Origin of the sequence: Pelagibius litoralis, from assembly GCF_011683915.1 — a bacterium.
GTDB lineage: Bacteria > Pseudomonadota > Alphaproteobacteria > Kiloniellales > Kiloniellaceae > Pelagibius > Pelagibius litoralis.
Genome location: NZ_JAAQPH010000023.1, coordinates 41,312 through 54,815 on the forward strand (window position 1 = coordinate 41,312; position 13,504 = coordinate 54,815).

15 protein-coding genes are annotated in these 13,504 nt (G+C 62.9%); 7 read left to right on the plus strand and 8 right to left on the minus strand.

What is annotated here, in order from left to right:
* Positions 1-45: 45 nt before the first annotated feature.
* From HBA54_RS23290 to HBA54_RS23300, 3 genes are read right to left on the minus strand one after another with little or no spacing between them, the layout of a single operon-like run.
* The gene (locus tag HBA54_RS23290; RefSeq protein ID WP_167229228.1) at positions 46-2,427 is read right to left on the minus strand and encodes a xanthine dehydrogenase family protein molybdopterin-binding subunit; all 2,382 of its coding nucleotides are present in this window, start codon (positions 2,425-2,427) and stop codon (positions 46-48) included.
* Positions 2,424-2,909 carry a (2Fe-2S)-binding protein gene (locus HBA54_RS23295; RefSeq protein ID WP_167229230.1) on the minus strand — a complete coding sequence of 162 codons (486 nt, stop codon included), beginning with the start codon at positions 2,907-2,909 and terminating at the stop codon, positions 2,424-2,426. Before HBA54_RS23295 ends, HBA54_RS23290 begins: the two co-directional genes overlap by 4 nt.
* Before the next feature lie 3 nt (positions 2,910-2,912).
* Positions 2,913-3,776 carry an FAD binding domain-containing protein gene (locus tag HBA54_RS23300; RefSeq protein WP_167229232.1) on the minus strand — a complete coding sequence of 288 codons (864 nt, stop codon included), beginning with the start codon at positions 3,774-3,776 and terminating at the stop codon, positions 2,913-2,915.
* A gap of 254 nt (positions 3,777-4,030) precedes the next feature.
* On the opposite strand from HBA54_RS23300, the gene HBA54_RS23305 reads away from it, so the two are divergent.
* The gene (locus HBA54_RS23305) at positions 4,031-4,726 is read left to right on the plus strand and encodes a TetR/AcrR family transcriptional regulator (protein ID WP_205944867.1); all 696 of its coding nucleotides are present in this window, start codon (positions 4,031-4,033) and stop codon (positions 4,724-4,726) included.
* Positions 4,727-5,000: 274 nt separating this feature from the next.
* Here the strand turns inward: HBA54_RS23305 and HBA54_RS23310 are convergent, their stop codons facing one another.
* Entirely contained in the window at positions 5,001-5,249 is a 249-nt protein-coding gene (locus HBA54_RS23310) for a hypothetical protein (protein ID WP_167229234.1), read from the minus strand.
* Positions 5,250-5,769: 520 nt separating this feature from the next.
* Here HBA54_RS23310 and HBA54_RS23315 point away from each other — a divergent pair.
* Both HBA54_RS23315 and HBA54_RS23320 read left to right on the plus strand, forming a co-directional pair.
* Positions 5,770-5,988 carry a hypothetical protein gene (locus tag HBA54_RS23315; protein WP_167229236.1) on the plus strand — a complete coding sequence of 73 codons (219 nt, stop codon included), beginning with the start codon at positions 5,770-5,772 and terminating at the stop codon, positions 5,986-5,988.
* Positions 5,989-6,181: 193 nt separating this feature from the next.
* The gene (locus HBA54_RS23320) at positions 6,182-6,514 is read left to right on the plus strand and encodes a hypothetical protein (RefSeq protein WP_167229238.1); all 333 of its coding nucleotides are present in this window, start codon (positions 6,182-6,184) and stop codon (positions 6,512-6,514) included.
* Between the two features lie 38 nt (positions 6,515-6,552).
* On the opposite strand, the gene HBA54_RS29515 is transcribed toward HBA54_RS23320, so the two are convergent.
* Positions 6,553-6,858, minus strand: coding sequence for a DUF1289 domain-containing protein (locus tag HBA54_RS29515; protein WP_205944868.1), 306 nt, complete (start codon positions 6,856-6,858; stop codon positions 6,553-6,555).
* A 268-nt stretch (positions 6,859-7,126) separates the two neighbouring features.
* Between HBA54_RS29515 and HBA54_RS23330 the strand changes: the two genes are divergently transcribed.
* Entirely contained in the window at positions 7,127-8,836 is a 1,710-nt protein-coding gene (locus tag HBA54_RS23330; protein ID WP_167229241.1) for an adenylate/guanylate cyclase domain-containing protein, read from the plus strand.
* Here the strand turns inward: HBA54_RS23330 and HBA54_RS23335 are convergent.
* The 3 genes from HBA54_RS23335 to HBA54_RS23345 form a co-directional block, all read right to left on the minus strand.
* Positions 8,833-9,303 carry a tetratricopeptide repeat protein gene (locus HBA54_RS23335; RefSeq protein WP_167229243.1) on the minus strand — a complete coding sequence of 157 codons (471 nt, stop codon included), beginning with the start codon at positions 9,301-9,303 and terminating at the stop codon, positions 8,833-8,835. The two genes, HBA54_RS23330 and HBA54_RS23335, sit on opposite strands and share 4 nt — an antisense overlap.
* A 176-nt stretch (positions 9,304-9,479) precedes the next feature.
* Positions 9,480-10,049: a glutathione peroxidase gene (locus HBA54_RS23340; RefSeq protein ID WP_167229336.1), complete on the minus strand. Its 570-nt coding sequence runs from the start codon at positions 10,047-10,049 to the stop codon at positions 9,480-9,482.
* Positions 10,050-10,178: 129 nt separating this feature from the next.
* Complete coding sequence (locus tag HBA54_RS23345; RefSeq protein ID WP_167229245.1) at positions 10,179-10,775, minus strand: regulatory protein RecX; 597 nt, start codon at positions 10,773-10,775, stop codon at positions 10,179-10,181.
* 99 nt (positions 10,776-10,874) lie between these two features.
* Here HBA54_RS23345 and HBA54_RS23350 point away from each other — a divergent pair, with 99 nt between their 5' ends.
* The 3 genes from HBA54_RS23350 to HBA54_RS23360 are packed head-to-tail and all read left to right on the plus strand — an operon-like array spanning position 10,875 to position 13,467.
* Positions 10,875-11,690 (plus strand): ABC transporter permease, encoded by an 816-nt coding sequence (locus tag HBA54_RS23350; protein ID WP_167229247.1) that lies wholly within the window; start codon positions 10,875-10,877, stop codon positions 11,688-11,690.
* Entirely contained in the window at positions 11,687-12,541 is an 855-nt protein-coding gene (locus HBA54_RS23355; RefSeq protein WP_167229249.1) for an ABC transporter permease, read from the plus strand. Before HBA54_RS23350 ends, HBA54_RS23355 begins: the two co-directional genes overlap by 4 nt.
* Before the next feature lie 2 nt (positions 12,542-12,543).
* Positions 12,544-13,467 (plus strand): TraB/GumN family protein, encoded by a 924-nt coding sequence (locus HBA54_RS23360; RefSeq protein WP_167229251.1) that lies wholly within the window; start codon positions 12,544-12,546, stop codon positions 13,465-13,467.
* Positions 13,468-13,504: the final 37 nt, after the last annotated feature.

Here is a 13,504-nt window from a genome sequence, read left to right on the forward strand (position 1 = left end):
GCCGGGCTTCGTTGTGGTGTTGTGGTTTGCCCGGTTGCTTTTCTGCTAGGTCTTGCCCAATGCCCTCAAGATCTTGTCAGGCGTGAACGGCATGTGAGACAGCCGCGCATCCAAAGGTCCAAGGGCATCGTTGATGGCGTTCATCACCGCGCCTGGCGCACCGGCCGTGCCGGCCTCGCCCACGCCCTTGGCGCCGAGCTCGCTCGTCTCGGTCGGTGTTGTTACGTGATCGACGAAGATTTCCGGCATCTCGGCCGCCATCGGCAAGAGGTAGTCCGCCATCGACCCGTTGATCATCTGGCCTTCCGGCGAGTAGAGACATTCCTCGTAGAGGGCAGCGCCAATGCCCTGCACCACGCCGCCACGGGTCTGCTCCGCCACCAGCAGCGGATTGATCACCGTGCCGCAGTCCTCCACCACCCAATACTTCAGCAGCTTCACCAGGCCGGTCTCGACATCGACTTCCAGCAGGCAGGCATGTGCCGCATTGGTGAAGGCGAAGGGATAGCTGCGGGAAACGTAGTGCTTGGTGGCGACCAGCTCCGGCTGCAGGCCTTCAGGCAGCGTATCGCCCCGGAAGTAGACCAACCGCCCCAGCTCGGCCAAAGGCATACGTTCGTTGCCGCTCTTGGCGTCGACGATCTCGCCGTCGCGGATATCCAGGCTCTCAGGCGCGCTTTGCAGGATGGCGCCGGCGACCTCAAGAATGTTGCGACGCAGTTCCTTGCCGGCCTGCAGGGCCGCTTCGCCGCCGATGCCCGCGCCGCGCGACGCCCAGGTGCCGCCGCCGTAGGGCACCACGTCGGTATCTCCTGTGATCACCCGCACCTGCCCCGGCGCGACGCCGACGGCCGATGCCGCGATCTGTGCAATGATGGTTTCCGTGCCCTGTCCCTGCTCGGTCACGCCGGTGGCGCAGGTGATGCCGCCGGTGGGGTCCAGGCGGATGGTGCAGCCGTCCTGCGAGGCGATGCGGGCGCCGCCGACCCCATAGAAGGCGGGACTGGGGTTGGTGACCTCGATCAGACTGGCGAATCCGATGCCTCGGTAGATTCCGCGCTCGCGCAGTACGCGCTGCTCGCGGCGCAGTGCCTCGTAGTCCATGACCGCAACCAGCTTGTCGAGGCTCTGGCGATGGGACTGACGCTCGTAGATCGCCCCGGACGGAGAGGTATAGGGGTAGGCGTCATCGGGGATGAAACTGCGGCGCCGAACCTCTGCGGGGTCCATGCCCAGCGCCGCGGCGCCCTTGTCGATCAGCGCTTCGCCGACGGCAACCGCGATCGGATGACCCACACCGCGATACTGGCACATCACACCCTTATTCTGAAAGACCACGCGGGCCCGTACCCGGTAATTGAGATGCTTGTAGGGCCCGGCGGTGAGATTGGCCACCTGGTTCATCTCGATGCCACTGGTGCGCGGATAGACCGAATAGGGGCCGATGCCGGTGATGTCGTCCATCTCGACGGCGGTGATTTCGCCGTCCTGGGTGAAGGCCATTTTGGCGGTCACCCGGTGGTCGCGGGCATGGATATCGGTCGTGAAGGACTCCAGCCGGTCGGCGATGAACTTGACCGGCCGGCCGAGCATGACGGTCAGCGCGCCGGCGGCCATCTCGTCCGAATAGGTGTGGATCTTGAGGCCGAAGGACCCGCCGACGTCCTTGCAGATCACCCGCACCTTGTCTTCGTCGAGGCCGAGGTGCTTGGCATAGAGGTTTTTGGACATGTGCGGGCATTGCACGGACATGTGCAGCGTCAGCGTCTCGTCGGCAGGATTGTAGTCGCAGATGATCGAGCGCGGCTCCAGAGTGACACCGGTATGGCGATTGAAGTGAAAAGTCTCCTCGACCACCACCGCCGCCTCGGCGAAGGCCGCATCGACATCGCCGGAATCGATACTGCGCTCGAAACAGAGATTGTCGCCAAGCTCCGGGTGGATCACCGGTGTGTCCGGGTCCAACGCCGTTTCCATGTCGGTAACCGGCGGTAGCTCCTTGTAGTCGACCTCGATCAGGTCGACGGCATCCTCGGCGATCGCGCGGCTGGTGGCGGCGACGGCCACGATCGGCTCGCCTTGAAAGAACGCCTTGCCGTTGGCCAGCGGCCATTGCGGCGCCGATTTGATTCCCTTCAAGTGATCGAGCACGCCGACCCAGGGGGTGCAGTAGTCCTGGAGGTCCGCCATCGTCACGACACGCAGGACGCCCGGCAAAGCCAAGGCAGCGGTGCTGTCGATCGAGAGGATCTCGGCGTGAGCATAGGGGCTGCGGCAGAACGCCAGGTGCACCATTCGCGGCAACACGATGTCGTCGACATAGGTGGCGCGCCCCTGAGCCAGGCGTTTGGCGTTGGGCCGTGGTACGCTGCGGCCGATGTAGGAATTCGGTTTGTCGAGCACCGACATGGCGGAACGGTCGTTCATCGCCCGAGGGCTCCGCGTTTGCGCGCCGTCGTTTCGATGGCGTCGACGATCGCCTGATAACCAGTGCAGCGGCAGTAGTTGCCCGAAAGCTGCTCGCGGATCTCCTCGCGGCTCGGCATGGCGTTGCGCTCCAGCAGTTCAGCCGCGCTCATCAGCATTCCCGGGGTGCAATAGCCGCACTGCAAGGCATTGCGTTCGACGAATTCATCCTGAAGATCTTTCATCGCACCGCTCTCGGTCATGCCTTCAATGGTCTCGACCGTGGCGCCCTCGCACTGTACGGCAAGGGTGAGACAGCCACGTACCGTGACACCGTCGAGGCGCAGCGTACAGGCGCCGCAGACGCCGTGCTCGCAACCGACGTGGGTACCCTTCAGGCCGATCGCCTCGCGCAGAAAATCGACCAGGGTGAGCCGTGGTTCCACAGCCTGGCTGACCGGTTCCCCGTTGACAGTAAGGGTGACGATTATCGGCGCCGTCATGTCTCAGGCCTCCTTGCCGGCAAAGTCGGTAAGCGCACGCCGCGTCAGGACCTTCATTAGATGCAGCTTGGTCGCGCTCGACGTGGTGAGGTCTTCCAGGGGCACAATGGTCTGCGCCAGGGCTTCGCAGACCACCTCTGCGTCGAAGCTGCCGGGCGCCTTGCCTTCCAGCAGCGCAGACGCTGCGGAAGCCGCAAGGGGCATATCCGAGACGGCGAAGAAGACCAGCCGAGCATCGGCCAGCACCCCGCCGCGGACCTCGGCGCGGGCCGCCAGCCCGGCCATCGCATAGTCGCCTTGGCGGCGCGCCACCTCGTCGAAGTAGAAGAGGCTGCCTGGTCCGGTCAGCGGAACTTCCACCGACACCAGGACCTCGTTGGGCTCCAGGGCCGTCGTGTAGGTGCCGAGGAAGAAGTCGCTCGCCGCGATCTTCCGCTCTCCGGCCGAACTGCTGATATTGAACACCGCCTTCAATGCCAAGGCGCAGGCGGGCAGTTCCGAGGCTGGGTCGGCGTTGCACAGCGACCCGCCGAAGGTGCCGCGATTGCGGATCGCCGTGTGGGCAATGTAGGGAATGGCACGGGCGATCATAGGCGCGTGGCGAGCGACCAGATCGGAGGTGGCAACCTCGATATAGCGGCTCATGGCGCCGATCCGCAGCACGTCGTCGACCACGGTGATTCCGGACAGCGCTTCCACGGCGCTTACGTCGACGACGATCTCGGGGGCCGCCAGGCGCAGGTTCAGGGCCGGCACCAGACTTTGTCCACCGGCGAGAATCTTGGCTTCGTCCCCATGCGCGTCGAGGACGCTGAAGACATCCTGCAGGGATCTCGCCCTAACGTATTCGAATGCGCGCGGCTTCAAGCGCATCCTCCCCCTGTCAACAAGGGCATCCTAAGCGGGATGCCTCATTATTTATCATTTGATTATTAAATATCTATCGGTTGATAATTATCCTGTCAACAAATAACACCTCCCAGTTGGATGGGCCGAGGCGGAGGGGGCCGCGCAAGGGTCATGCCTTGCGCCCCGTCAGCGAAGCTCTAATCTGGGTCAGCGATAGGATTCCGCTCCTTGGAACCGGCACTAGTGACAAAGCGTGTAGGCGGATAGACCGGATGCTCGACAGCCCGAAACCCCAAGCAAAATCCGCTCCCGAAAGGCCGCAAAAAAAGCGGATGAATCCGGACGCGCGGGAAGCGCACATCGTCGCCGAAGCTGTGCTTTTTTTTGCCGAGCATGGATTCGAGGGCAAGACCCGCGACCTCGCCAAGCGCATCGGCATCACCCAGCCTTTGCTCTACCGCTATTTCCCCAGCAAGGAGAGCCTGATCGAACGGGTCTATCAGGAGGTCTACGTGCAGCGCTGGAACCCGGCGTGGGAGGATCTCATCACCGACAGGCGAGCCCCGTTGCCCGATCGTCTTTGCAGGTTCTACAAGGAGTACTCGCGCGCCGTGTACGATTACGTCTGGGTCAGGATGTTCGTCTATTCCGGCCTCAAGGGCGTGGACATCAACGACCGCTATCTTCGAGGCATCAAGGAAAAGGTATTGCGCCCGGTGTGTGGGGAATTGCGCCATGCCAATGGGCTCCCCACGCCGGGCGCAGTCCCCATCGGCGAGCAGGAACTCGAACTCGCCTGGGGCCTGCACGGCAGTTTCTTTTACCGTGCGATCCGCCGCTATATCTATAATCTGACGACAACAGCGGACAGCGACACCGCGATCGAGAACGAAGTCCGGGTGTTCCTTTCCGGCGTCGGGCCGGTTCAGCGGCAACTGGTGGAAGCGCAAGACAAGCAGGATTCGTAGCCAGCCACACTTACGTGTTCCATCACCTTGTCCAAAGCAATCATCGTCCAAAGCAATCATCTGTCTGACCGATGGGCGTTAGCGTTGGCGAGGGTTGGATGTATGGACTTACCTAAAGATCTGTCTGATCTGCCGAACTCTCTGGAGAAAAGGACGGGTTGTTTGCGCTTGCCGGCATCGGCTCCGTGGTCATTTGCTTCAGAACCTTTTGTTCCGGAGTCTTTCGACTGGCGTCGAAGTCGGCTGGGACCGCCTGCCTCGAAAGCGACTCTATCTAGTACAGATTATAGCTGCCGGCCTGCAGCACCCCTTGCCAGGCTGTCTTGGCGGCGGCCCGCGCAGCTGGCCCCGCCTGTGGCTCCAGGTGCCCGGGCCAGTTGGCGACGATGTCGCCCTGACTGTCGATAGGCTCGTGATAGGCGATCAGGGTCAATAGCTCGTAGCAGAGCTGGCCGAGAGGGACCGGTTTCCCGGCCAGAGAGACCTTGGCCGGCGTGTCCGCGTCCAGGCAGTGCACCAGCAATGGCAGGTGCCGCTCCGGTTCGGCGTCATCAGCCAGTTTTGCCAGGGCCGACCGTTCGGAGAAGGCGTAAACACCCCTGCTCTGATTCCAGCCGTAGTGACCTTAAAGCTGGCGAAGTGCATCGATCATGGGATCGACGAGGCGCCGAGCCTGGGCAGAGGCCAGGTGAACCGATGTAACCTGGACCAACGCAAGGGCCGCAAGGACAAGGACGAGCGACCGGCGTTTGGATCTGCATGACCGTGACATCTTTGTTCCCTTTCCTGAACAGAATTGTTCCTCTTATGGGTCGTTGCTCAACCGCAGAACGTTCAAGTTGACGAATTGCCGGAAAACCAGGCGAAGCCCGCTGATACCGCCCTATTTTTCACACGCTCTCAAGGGGTTCGAAGAGTTGAACCGCTTTCATCGGCTGCGATAATGGGCCTATGGAACCGTCCGGAGAGGCGGCGGATGGCTGCTGTCGATGGCGGCCTTGGGCCGGGTCTTGAGAAGGCCCCGCCAAAATGGGGATTGGGACATGTCGCGAATGATGGCCGGAGCCACGGTGCGGGTCGGTGAGCGTTTCCAGGAGATGCGGGCGACCGCACGGCAGTGGGAAGTGGAATCGTTTTTCACCGATGCCCGCGCCATCAATCACGTCTCCCTGCGCGACACCCTGGATCCGTCACGGCGGGTGACCCTCTCCTGTTCCGTTCTGATGGACCGCAGCCGCTTTCGGCCGCTGGGCCCGGCCTGACCGCCACTGGTTGACCGGCCTCTGGCCTGAAGGGCTGGGCTTTTGCGCGAATCCTCGCAAATTGCCGCAATTTCACAGAATCGTTAACGAAAGCTTCAGGCTGATGGGGCATTAGTAGGTCATGGTTTTCGGATTTTTGTCGCGTCTCTCCAGTCCCCGTTCTGATCGCCGCAGCGAACCGCGTGGCTCGCGTATGAGTGGGTTGGTCTCGATCGACGGCCGGGACTATCCCCTGAAAGACTGGTCGCGACGCGGGTTCTCCGCCTCACGTTACAGGGCCGAGCACTATCCCGGCGACAAGGTCGAGATGACGGTGCGTGTCGATCTGGATGAGGAGCCGCTCGTCTTCGCCTGCCAGGCTGTGGTGGTCTGGGTTGACAGGGATCGCCGGGAACTGGCCGGCGTCTTCACCCGCCTGGACATTCAGATCCAGGAGCAGATCATGTCGACAATCTTTGCGCGGGCGGCCCGGAATCAGGACGGCAGCGCCGAAAGCACCCGCGAAAACGCCACTCTTCACGTCTGAACGCGCTCCGGGCGACCGCAGTCCGCTGACCGTTTTCCTCAGATCTTTGAGATTCTTCTTTCCGGCAGAAGCGCCAGCACCGCCCGCTTCTCGTCCGCCGAGAGAATAGGCCAATCCCTGATCTCGTCGATGTTACGGCTGCAGCCGATGCAGGTATCGTCCTTCGGATCGATCTGGCAGACGGTGATGCAGGGCGAGGGCACGGAGGTATCGAGCTGCTGGCGGGCGCGGGCGCGCCTTCTTGCCCGCCGCGCGGCACGTTCTTCATCCGCCCCCGCCGACACACCGGGGTCAGGCCGGGAAGCGGGGATAGAACGGGTCTTCGTTTGCTTGTCTTCGCTCAAGACGGTTCCGATCCGGGATTGTGGCGCCGCCCCTCGGACGTCGCGTTTAGTTTCCTCTCAAGCCCAATAGCAGAGGCTCATGGCCGTTTTCAAGCGGCAAAGCCCCGCCTATGATTACGCGCCGCGCCGCCTTGCGCCGTCTAGAGCAGATCCTGGTCGGATAGGATCACCCCTAAGAAATTGCCTGGGGCGATCCATCTAGCAGGTAAATCTGCGCTTACTGTTTGAGGTGGAACGGATCATTGGCTTGGGTGTTGAAGGGAACGAAATGGTCCGGCGACTGCGGTTGATCAGCGGCTTGATTCTCTTCTGCTATGTGCTGACCCATCTTTTGAACCTGGTTTTGGGCTTGGTGTCTTTTGACGCCCTGGAGGCGGGGCGCGCGGTTTTCATCGCGTTCTGGCGCTCCTGGCCTCTGACGGGGCTGCTCTATGGCGCCTTGCTGGTCCATCTGGTCCTGGCGCTCTATGCCATTTTTGCCCGCGAGCGCTGGGCCATGCCGACGGTCGAGGCGCTGCGCTATCTGCTGGGCGTGCTGATCGTGCCGCTGGCGATGCTGCATGTTCTGGGCACCCGCTTTGCCCATGAGATCTACGGCGTGGCGGACAGCTACCTCTATATCGTCACTGTGCAGTGGGCCTTCGATATCACCACCGCGATACAGCAAACCAGCTTGGTCCTCGTCGTTTGGCTGCACGGTTGTATCGGCCTGCATCTCTGGTTGCGTCTCAAGGGCTGGTATGGCGCTGTCGCCGCACCCGGCTTGGCGTTTGCGGTTCTGATCCCGACCCTGGCCCTGGGCGGATACCTGGTGTCCGGCCGGGACGTCCTGCGCCTCGCCCAGGACAGCGATTGGCTGTCGGCCGTGATGCAGGAGGCCAATGCGCTTTCGCGCGAGCAGATCGCCGAAGTCTTGGGCCTGCGCGACCTCCTGGTGATCGGCTTCTTCGTCCTGCTGCTGGCGACGGTGCTGCTGCGCCTGGCGTGGCGCTTTTGGAAGCAGCGGCGCGGCATGGCCAGGCTGACCTATCCCGGCAACCGCCAGGTCGCCGTCGCCAAGGGCACGACGGTGCTGGAGGCCAGCCGGATCGGCGGCATCGCCCATGCGTCGGTCTGCGGCGGCCGCGGGCGTTGCTCGACCTGCCGGGTGCGCGTTGGCCGTGGCGGGGTCGCGCTGCCGCCGCCCGACGCCGACGAGCGCCGGGTTCTGGCCCGGGTCGGGGCCGCCCCAAACGTGCGACTGGCCTGCCAGACAGCGGTCTTCGCCGACTGCGAGGTGATACCATTGCTGCCGGCGGCGGCCGGCCCCCGCCAGGCAAGGCCGCGGCCGGGCTATCTGCAGGGCGACGAACGCGAGATAGCGATCCTCTTTGCCGATCTGCGGGGTTTCACGACACTGTCGGAAGACCGCCTGCCTTACGACGTGGTCTTTGTGCTCAACCGGTATTTCACCGCCATGGGCACGGCCGTGGAAGAGGCTGGAGGGCGCATCGACAAGTTCATCGGCGACGGCGTGATGGCGCTCTTTGGGATCGAGCGGGGGGTCGTCATCGGCAGCCGTAACGCCCTGGAGGCGGCGCGGCGCATGGCCCAGCATCTGGACGAACTGAACGAAAGCCTCGCCTCAGACTTGGCGCAGCCTCTGCGCATCGGTATCGGTCTCCACTCCGGCTCGGTGATCGTGGGTGAGATGGGCTATGGCCGCGCGACCTCGGTGACGGCGATCGGCGATGCGGTCAACACCGCCAGCAGGCTGGAGGCCCTGACCAAGGATTTCAACGCACAACTCATCGTGTCGGCGCCCCTGGCCGGTCACGCGGGTGTGGATCTCAGCGCCTTCGCCAGCCACCAGATCGATGTACGCGGTCGCTCAGCACCGCTCGACATTCATGTGCTGGACGACGCCCGGGCCTTGCCAACAGGGGCCGTGCCGGTCGAGGCAATACAAGCAAAGGCAAGTCAGGCGGAAAAAATCTAGCTTCCCGCTTTTGCCTTGTAGGCCGCGATCGCGTTCTTCAACTCGGTGTATTCCTCGCAACCGAAGAAACAGGCCCCGTCCAGAACATCCAGTCGTTCTTCTGCCTTGGCCAGGTCGCCCAGGGTCAGATAAAGCTCACCCAGGTATTCGTTGGCGCCGCGATGCTTCGGTTTCAGCTTCAGCGCCGCTTCGTAGTGGCTCAGCGCAACGTCGTTGTTTTTGAGCTGCCGGTTGCTGTAGCCCAGCAGATTGAACGCGTCGGCATTTTCCTTGTCGGAAGCGACGACCTGTTCCAGCAGGGGGATGGCGCCGGCGTACTGGCCGTCGTCGATCATCTGCTTGGCGCGGGTGTAGTTCGGATCCAACGGCTTATCCGGCGTGGAATCGCTGCCTGCGGCCAGCGCCGATCCGGTGGCGAGGGCAAAAGTGAGGGCAAAAGGCGTGATCAATCGGGTGAATCTATTCATCGCGTCTCAAATCCTTCCAGCATCTTCCAAGAAAGGGGTTTTGCTTGCGCAGAAACCTTCCTTCCCGATGTCGTTCACACGGCGCGTCACCAATATGGCCAGGACTCCCGGCGGAACCAAGTCAAAAGCCGTTGATCGGCGGGGCGTTCCAGGCAAGGGTGCTGCCGTCGCCTTGGTTATTTGCCGGGTGGGACGGGCAGGATCTGCTCCACGGCGGCGATGATTTTCCGGTCCAGCGGGGGCGTCCGGGTGCTCCATCCCGCAACCACCGCGCCATCGGGCGCGATCAGGAACTTGTGGAAGTTCCAGCGTGGCCGACCTTCGCGGCCCAACTCCCCCTCAATCCAGCGATAGAGCGGATGGGCCTCGCGCCCGATCACCCGCTGCTTTTCCGTCATCGGAAAGTTGATGCCGAAGTTGACCTCGCAGAATTCCTTGATTTCCTTGGCGCTGCCCGGCTCCTGATTCATGAAATCGTTGGATGGCACGCCCAGAACCACGAGGCCGCGCTCGCCATAGCGCTCCCATAGGCTTTGCAGGCCGGCATATTGATGGGTGAAACCGCAGCGCGAGGCCGTGTTTACCAGCAAGATGGCTTTCCCCGCATAGGTAGAGAGCGGCAGGGCCTCTCCTTCGATCGAGGTGAAGCCGAAGTCGTGCGCCGAGGTTGCGCCGGCCGGTGCCGGGCCGCTGGACAGCAGTCCGGCGACGGCGAGGGTGGCAAGGGCAAGACCGCGCAGGCGCATAAAAAGAGACCTTCCGGCAGGCTCGGCAGGGGCGTTGTTCTGCATCAGGGGACGTCTCGCGCAACCATACATGATCTATTGTACGCAAGATGTCTGGGAGCGGATGTTGGAAAAAGGGGTGGATTGCGATCAGTCCGAAGCGTATTCGCTCAGCAATTGGGCCGGATCTTCGCAATCGATTACCCGTTTTGCGATCTCGTAGTCGAAACCCTGGCGGCCGAGGGCGGCCAGATCGCGGTCGCGCCGCCCGGCGCGGTCTTCTTGGCGGAAGGGGCCGAGACGGCGGCGTTTGGCGTAGGTCAGGGCCGCGGCCAGATCCGGGTTCGGGCCCGAAGCTTCCTGCGCATCGAACGCCTGGTCGATCAGCGCCGCGGCCACCCCCTTGGCCCGCAGGCGGGCGCGGATCATCGCTTGCGAGGTGCCGCGGGCGCGCAGGCTGCGCAGCCGCTCCCGGACGAAACGACTGTCATCGAGCACCCCCGCCGCGAGGAAGCGCTGGATCAACCGCTCCACGGCATCAGCGCCTTCGGCGGGATCGGTACCGTAGAGCCGGGCTGAGAGCGTGACCTTGGCCATCAACAGACGCTTCAGATGGCCGCTCGCCGTATCGTAACGATCGAGATAGTAGAGGGCTGATCGCTCCAGCGCCTTCGGCGTTGCCTTCAGCGGCTGACGCCGCTTTTTCCGGCGCTTTTCAGGGCCCTGGCCGGACTCGTCCTCGGTCATCGCAGGCCCTGGTCCGCCGGGCAGGGGCCGGCTTCTTCGCAGATGCAGCAACATTTGCGTCGCTTGCGCCGGAAGGCGGCTGGGATTATGTCATCGCCCATGGAACACCAAAACGTCTCGCTTGCCTCCACCTCGGTCCGCCACATGGGGCCGGTCAATTGGCGTGGTCTTTGGACCCTCTACATGAAGGAAGTCCGGCGTTTCCTCAACGTCTTTACCCAGACGCTGCTGGCGCCGATGGTCACCACCCTTCTGTTTCTTGCCATTTTCAGTCTCGCCCTGGGCGGCGGCGGGCGCCAGGTCGGCGGAGTCGATTTTGCGGTCTTCCTCGCCCCCGGGCTGATCATGATGGCGATGGTACAGAATTCCTTCGCCAACACCTCCTCCTCGCTGGTAATCGCCAAGGTTCAGGGCAATATCGTCGATATCCTGATGCCGCCGCTGTCGGCGGCCGAACTGACCCTGGGCATCGCCGCCGGCGGGATGACCCGCGGCCTGATGGTCGGGCTGGCGGTGGGGCTGGGGATGCTGTTCTTCGTACCTTTGCAGATTCATGCGCCGCTGTTCATCCTTTTCCATGCCGTCATGGCCTCGCTCATGCTGGCGCTGCTGGGCATGATCGGCGGCATCTGGTCGGAAAAGTTCGATCACATCGCAGCCGTCACCAACTTTGTCATCACGCCCTTCTCGTTCCTCTCCGGCACGTTCTACTCCATTGAACGCCTGCCCCCGGTCTGGCAGACCGTGGCGCACTTCAATCCCTTCTTTTACATGATCGACGGGTTCCGCTACGGCTTCATAGGTCACGCCGACGGGTCCTTGACGATCGGCCTGGCGGTGATGGCGTTGTTCAATCTCTTCCTCTGGACCGTGGCTCACCGGATGTTCGCAACGGGCTATCGTCTGAAGCCATGAGCGGACCCCACACGGTCGCACCCCAAACCGTCGCATCCAAAGCGCTGCTGTCGTTCCGCGCCTGGCGTCCGCCCTCCTATCGCCGCTTCAATGGGCGCGGCTTCTGGACCCACTACTATCATCGCGGGGTGCTGCGCTTTTTTCGTTTCGGCCTGGAACTGCTGGTCGGGCCGCTGGTTTCCAGCCTGCTTTTCGTCATGGTTTTCGCGGTGGCTCAGAACGAGCGCGCCGCCATGGTGCCGGGAATCGATCTCATCCAGTTCATCGTGCCGGGCATTATTCTCTATGGCATTGCCCACACGGCCTTTGAGAACGCGGCGGCTATGCTGGTTTTCGAGAAGATGGAGGGCATGATCACCGATGTGCAGATGGCCCCGCTCAGCCCCTTGGAACTGCTGGCGGGCTATGCGCTTTCCTCTGCGACCTGCGGTCTTTCGGTCGGTCTTCTGGTCGGCGGTGCGGCGGCGATCTTTGTGGATTTTTCATCTTTCGATGCAAGCTTGGTTCTTGGTTTTGCCGTCGCAACGGCCCTGTTTTTCGGTCTGCTGGGCACCGTCGTCGGGCTTTGGGCCGAGCGATGGGACCATTACTCTGCGGTGGAAGGCTTTGTCGTGGTGCCGCTGGGCCTGCTGTCAGGGACCTTTTTTTCGATCGAGCGTTTGCCGGAGGCATTCAGGGAATGGATTTTCTACAACCCCGTTTTCTACGCAATCGATGGATTTCGCGCCGGACTCATCGGCCACGCGGAAAGCTCGCACAGCGTTGGTTTCGCGGTTTTGGGCGGACTGATCCTGGGGCTGGCCCTGCTTGGCTGGCGGCTTTTTGCAGTGGGTTACAAGATCAAACCCTGATCTTGTTTCGGTCTCTGCTGGCTTCCGGTGCGGTCCGCTTGGCGCTCAGCCCCCTGTTTCTGGCCGTCTTCCTGGCGGCCTCACTGGCAGATGCCGCCAGCGACCCGCGCTTCACCCAAGGTGTCTTCTGGAAGGTCGAACGCGACGGCGCCTCGGCCAGCCACATTTTCGGAACCATACATCTGAGCGATCCGCGCCTGCGTGAGCTGCCGGAACAGATCCGCCAGCCCTTCATCGCGGCGCACGATGTCGTCTTCGAACTGCCGGACGATCCTGAGGGCCCGGCGCTCATGACCCAGGCCATGATCCTGTCCGACGGGCGTCGGCTCGACGATATCCTGGGGCCGGACCTTTTCGCCCAGGTGGTCGGGGCCGCGGCCCGCTATGGACTGGCGCCCCAGGCTCTCAGGCCCCTGAAACCCTGGGCGCTGAGCGTGTTCCTGGTTGCGCCGCCTGCCGAATTGGCGCGCAAGGCCCAGGGCGAGCAAAGCCTGGATGAGTGGCTGCGCAGCGAGGCGCAGCGCCGCGGCAAAGCAGTCCACGGTCTGGAAAGCTTCCGCGAACAGATCGCGGTATTCAACGGAATGACCGAGGCTGAGCAGGTCGCCATGGTGCGTGATCTGGTGGCCGACAGCGCCAAGGCGGAAGCGGAGTTTGCAAAACTCCTGCAGGCCTACATGAAGAGCGATATCGGCGCGATCTTTGCCCAGATGAACGACATGTCGGGGGTCAGTGACCAGGCGGCTGCCCGGCGCTTCCTGCAGCGCCTGATCTACGACCGCAATGTCACCATGGTGTCGCGCATGCAGACCTATCTGACCAAGGGCAATGCCTTTGTCGCCATCGGCGCGGCCCATCTGCCGGGCGAGGGCGGGGTTCTCGACCTCCTGGAAAAGCAAGGCTACCGGGTGACGCGGGTCTACTAGAGTCCTTTCGATTTAGACGGCACCGGCCCGCTCCCCC

Excerpts from the sequence above, each read along its gene's own strand:
- HBA54_RS23290 (WP_167229228.1), bottom strand. The coding sequence starts at position 2,427 with ATGAACGACCGTTCCGCCATGTCGGTGCTCGACAAACCGAATTCCTAC.
- HBA54_RS23330 (WP_167229241.1), top strand. The coding sequence starts at position 7,127 with ATGGTCCGGCGACTGCGGTTGATCAGCGGCTTGATTCTCTTCTGCTAT.
- HBA54_RS23345 (WP_167229245.1), bottom strand. The coding sequence starts at position 10,775 with ATGACCGAGGACGAGTCCGGCCAGGGCCCTGAAAAGCGCCGGAAAAAG.
- HBA54_RS23350 (WP_167229247.1), top strand. The coding sequence starts at position 10,875 with ATGGAACACCAAAACGTCTCGCTTGCCTCCACCTCGGTCCGCCACATG.
- HBA54_RS23315 (WP_167229236.1), top strand. The coding sequence starts at position 5,770 with ATGTCGCGAATGATGGCCGGAGCCACGGTGCGGGTCGGTGAGCGTTTC.
- HBA54_RS23340 (WP_167229336.1), bottom strand. The coding sequence starts at position 10,049 with ATGCGCCTGCGCGGTCTTGCCCTTGCCACCCTCGCCGTCGCCGGACTG.
- HBA54_RS23335 (WP_167229243.1), bottom strand. The coding sequence starts at position 9,303 with ATGAATAGATTCACCCGATTGATCACGCCTTTTGCCCTCACTTTTGCC.
- HBA54_RS23320 (WP_167229238.1), top strand. The coding sequence starts at position 6,182 with ATGAGTGGGTTGGTCTCGATCGACGGCCGGGACTATCCCCTGAAAGAC.
- HBA54_RS23295 (WP_167229230.1), bottom strand. The coding sequence starts at position 2,909 with ATGACGGCGCCGATAATCGTCACCCTTACTGTCAACGGGGAACCGGTC.
- HBA54_RS23355 (WP_167229249.1), top strand. The coding sequence starts at position 11,687 with ATGAGCGGACCCCACACGGTCGCACCCCAAACCGTCGCATCCAAAGCG.
- HBA54_RS23305 (WP_205944867.1), top strand. The coding sequence starts at position 4,031 with ATGCTCGACAGCCCGAAACCCCAAGCAAAATCCGCTCCCGAAAGGCCG.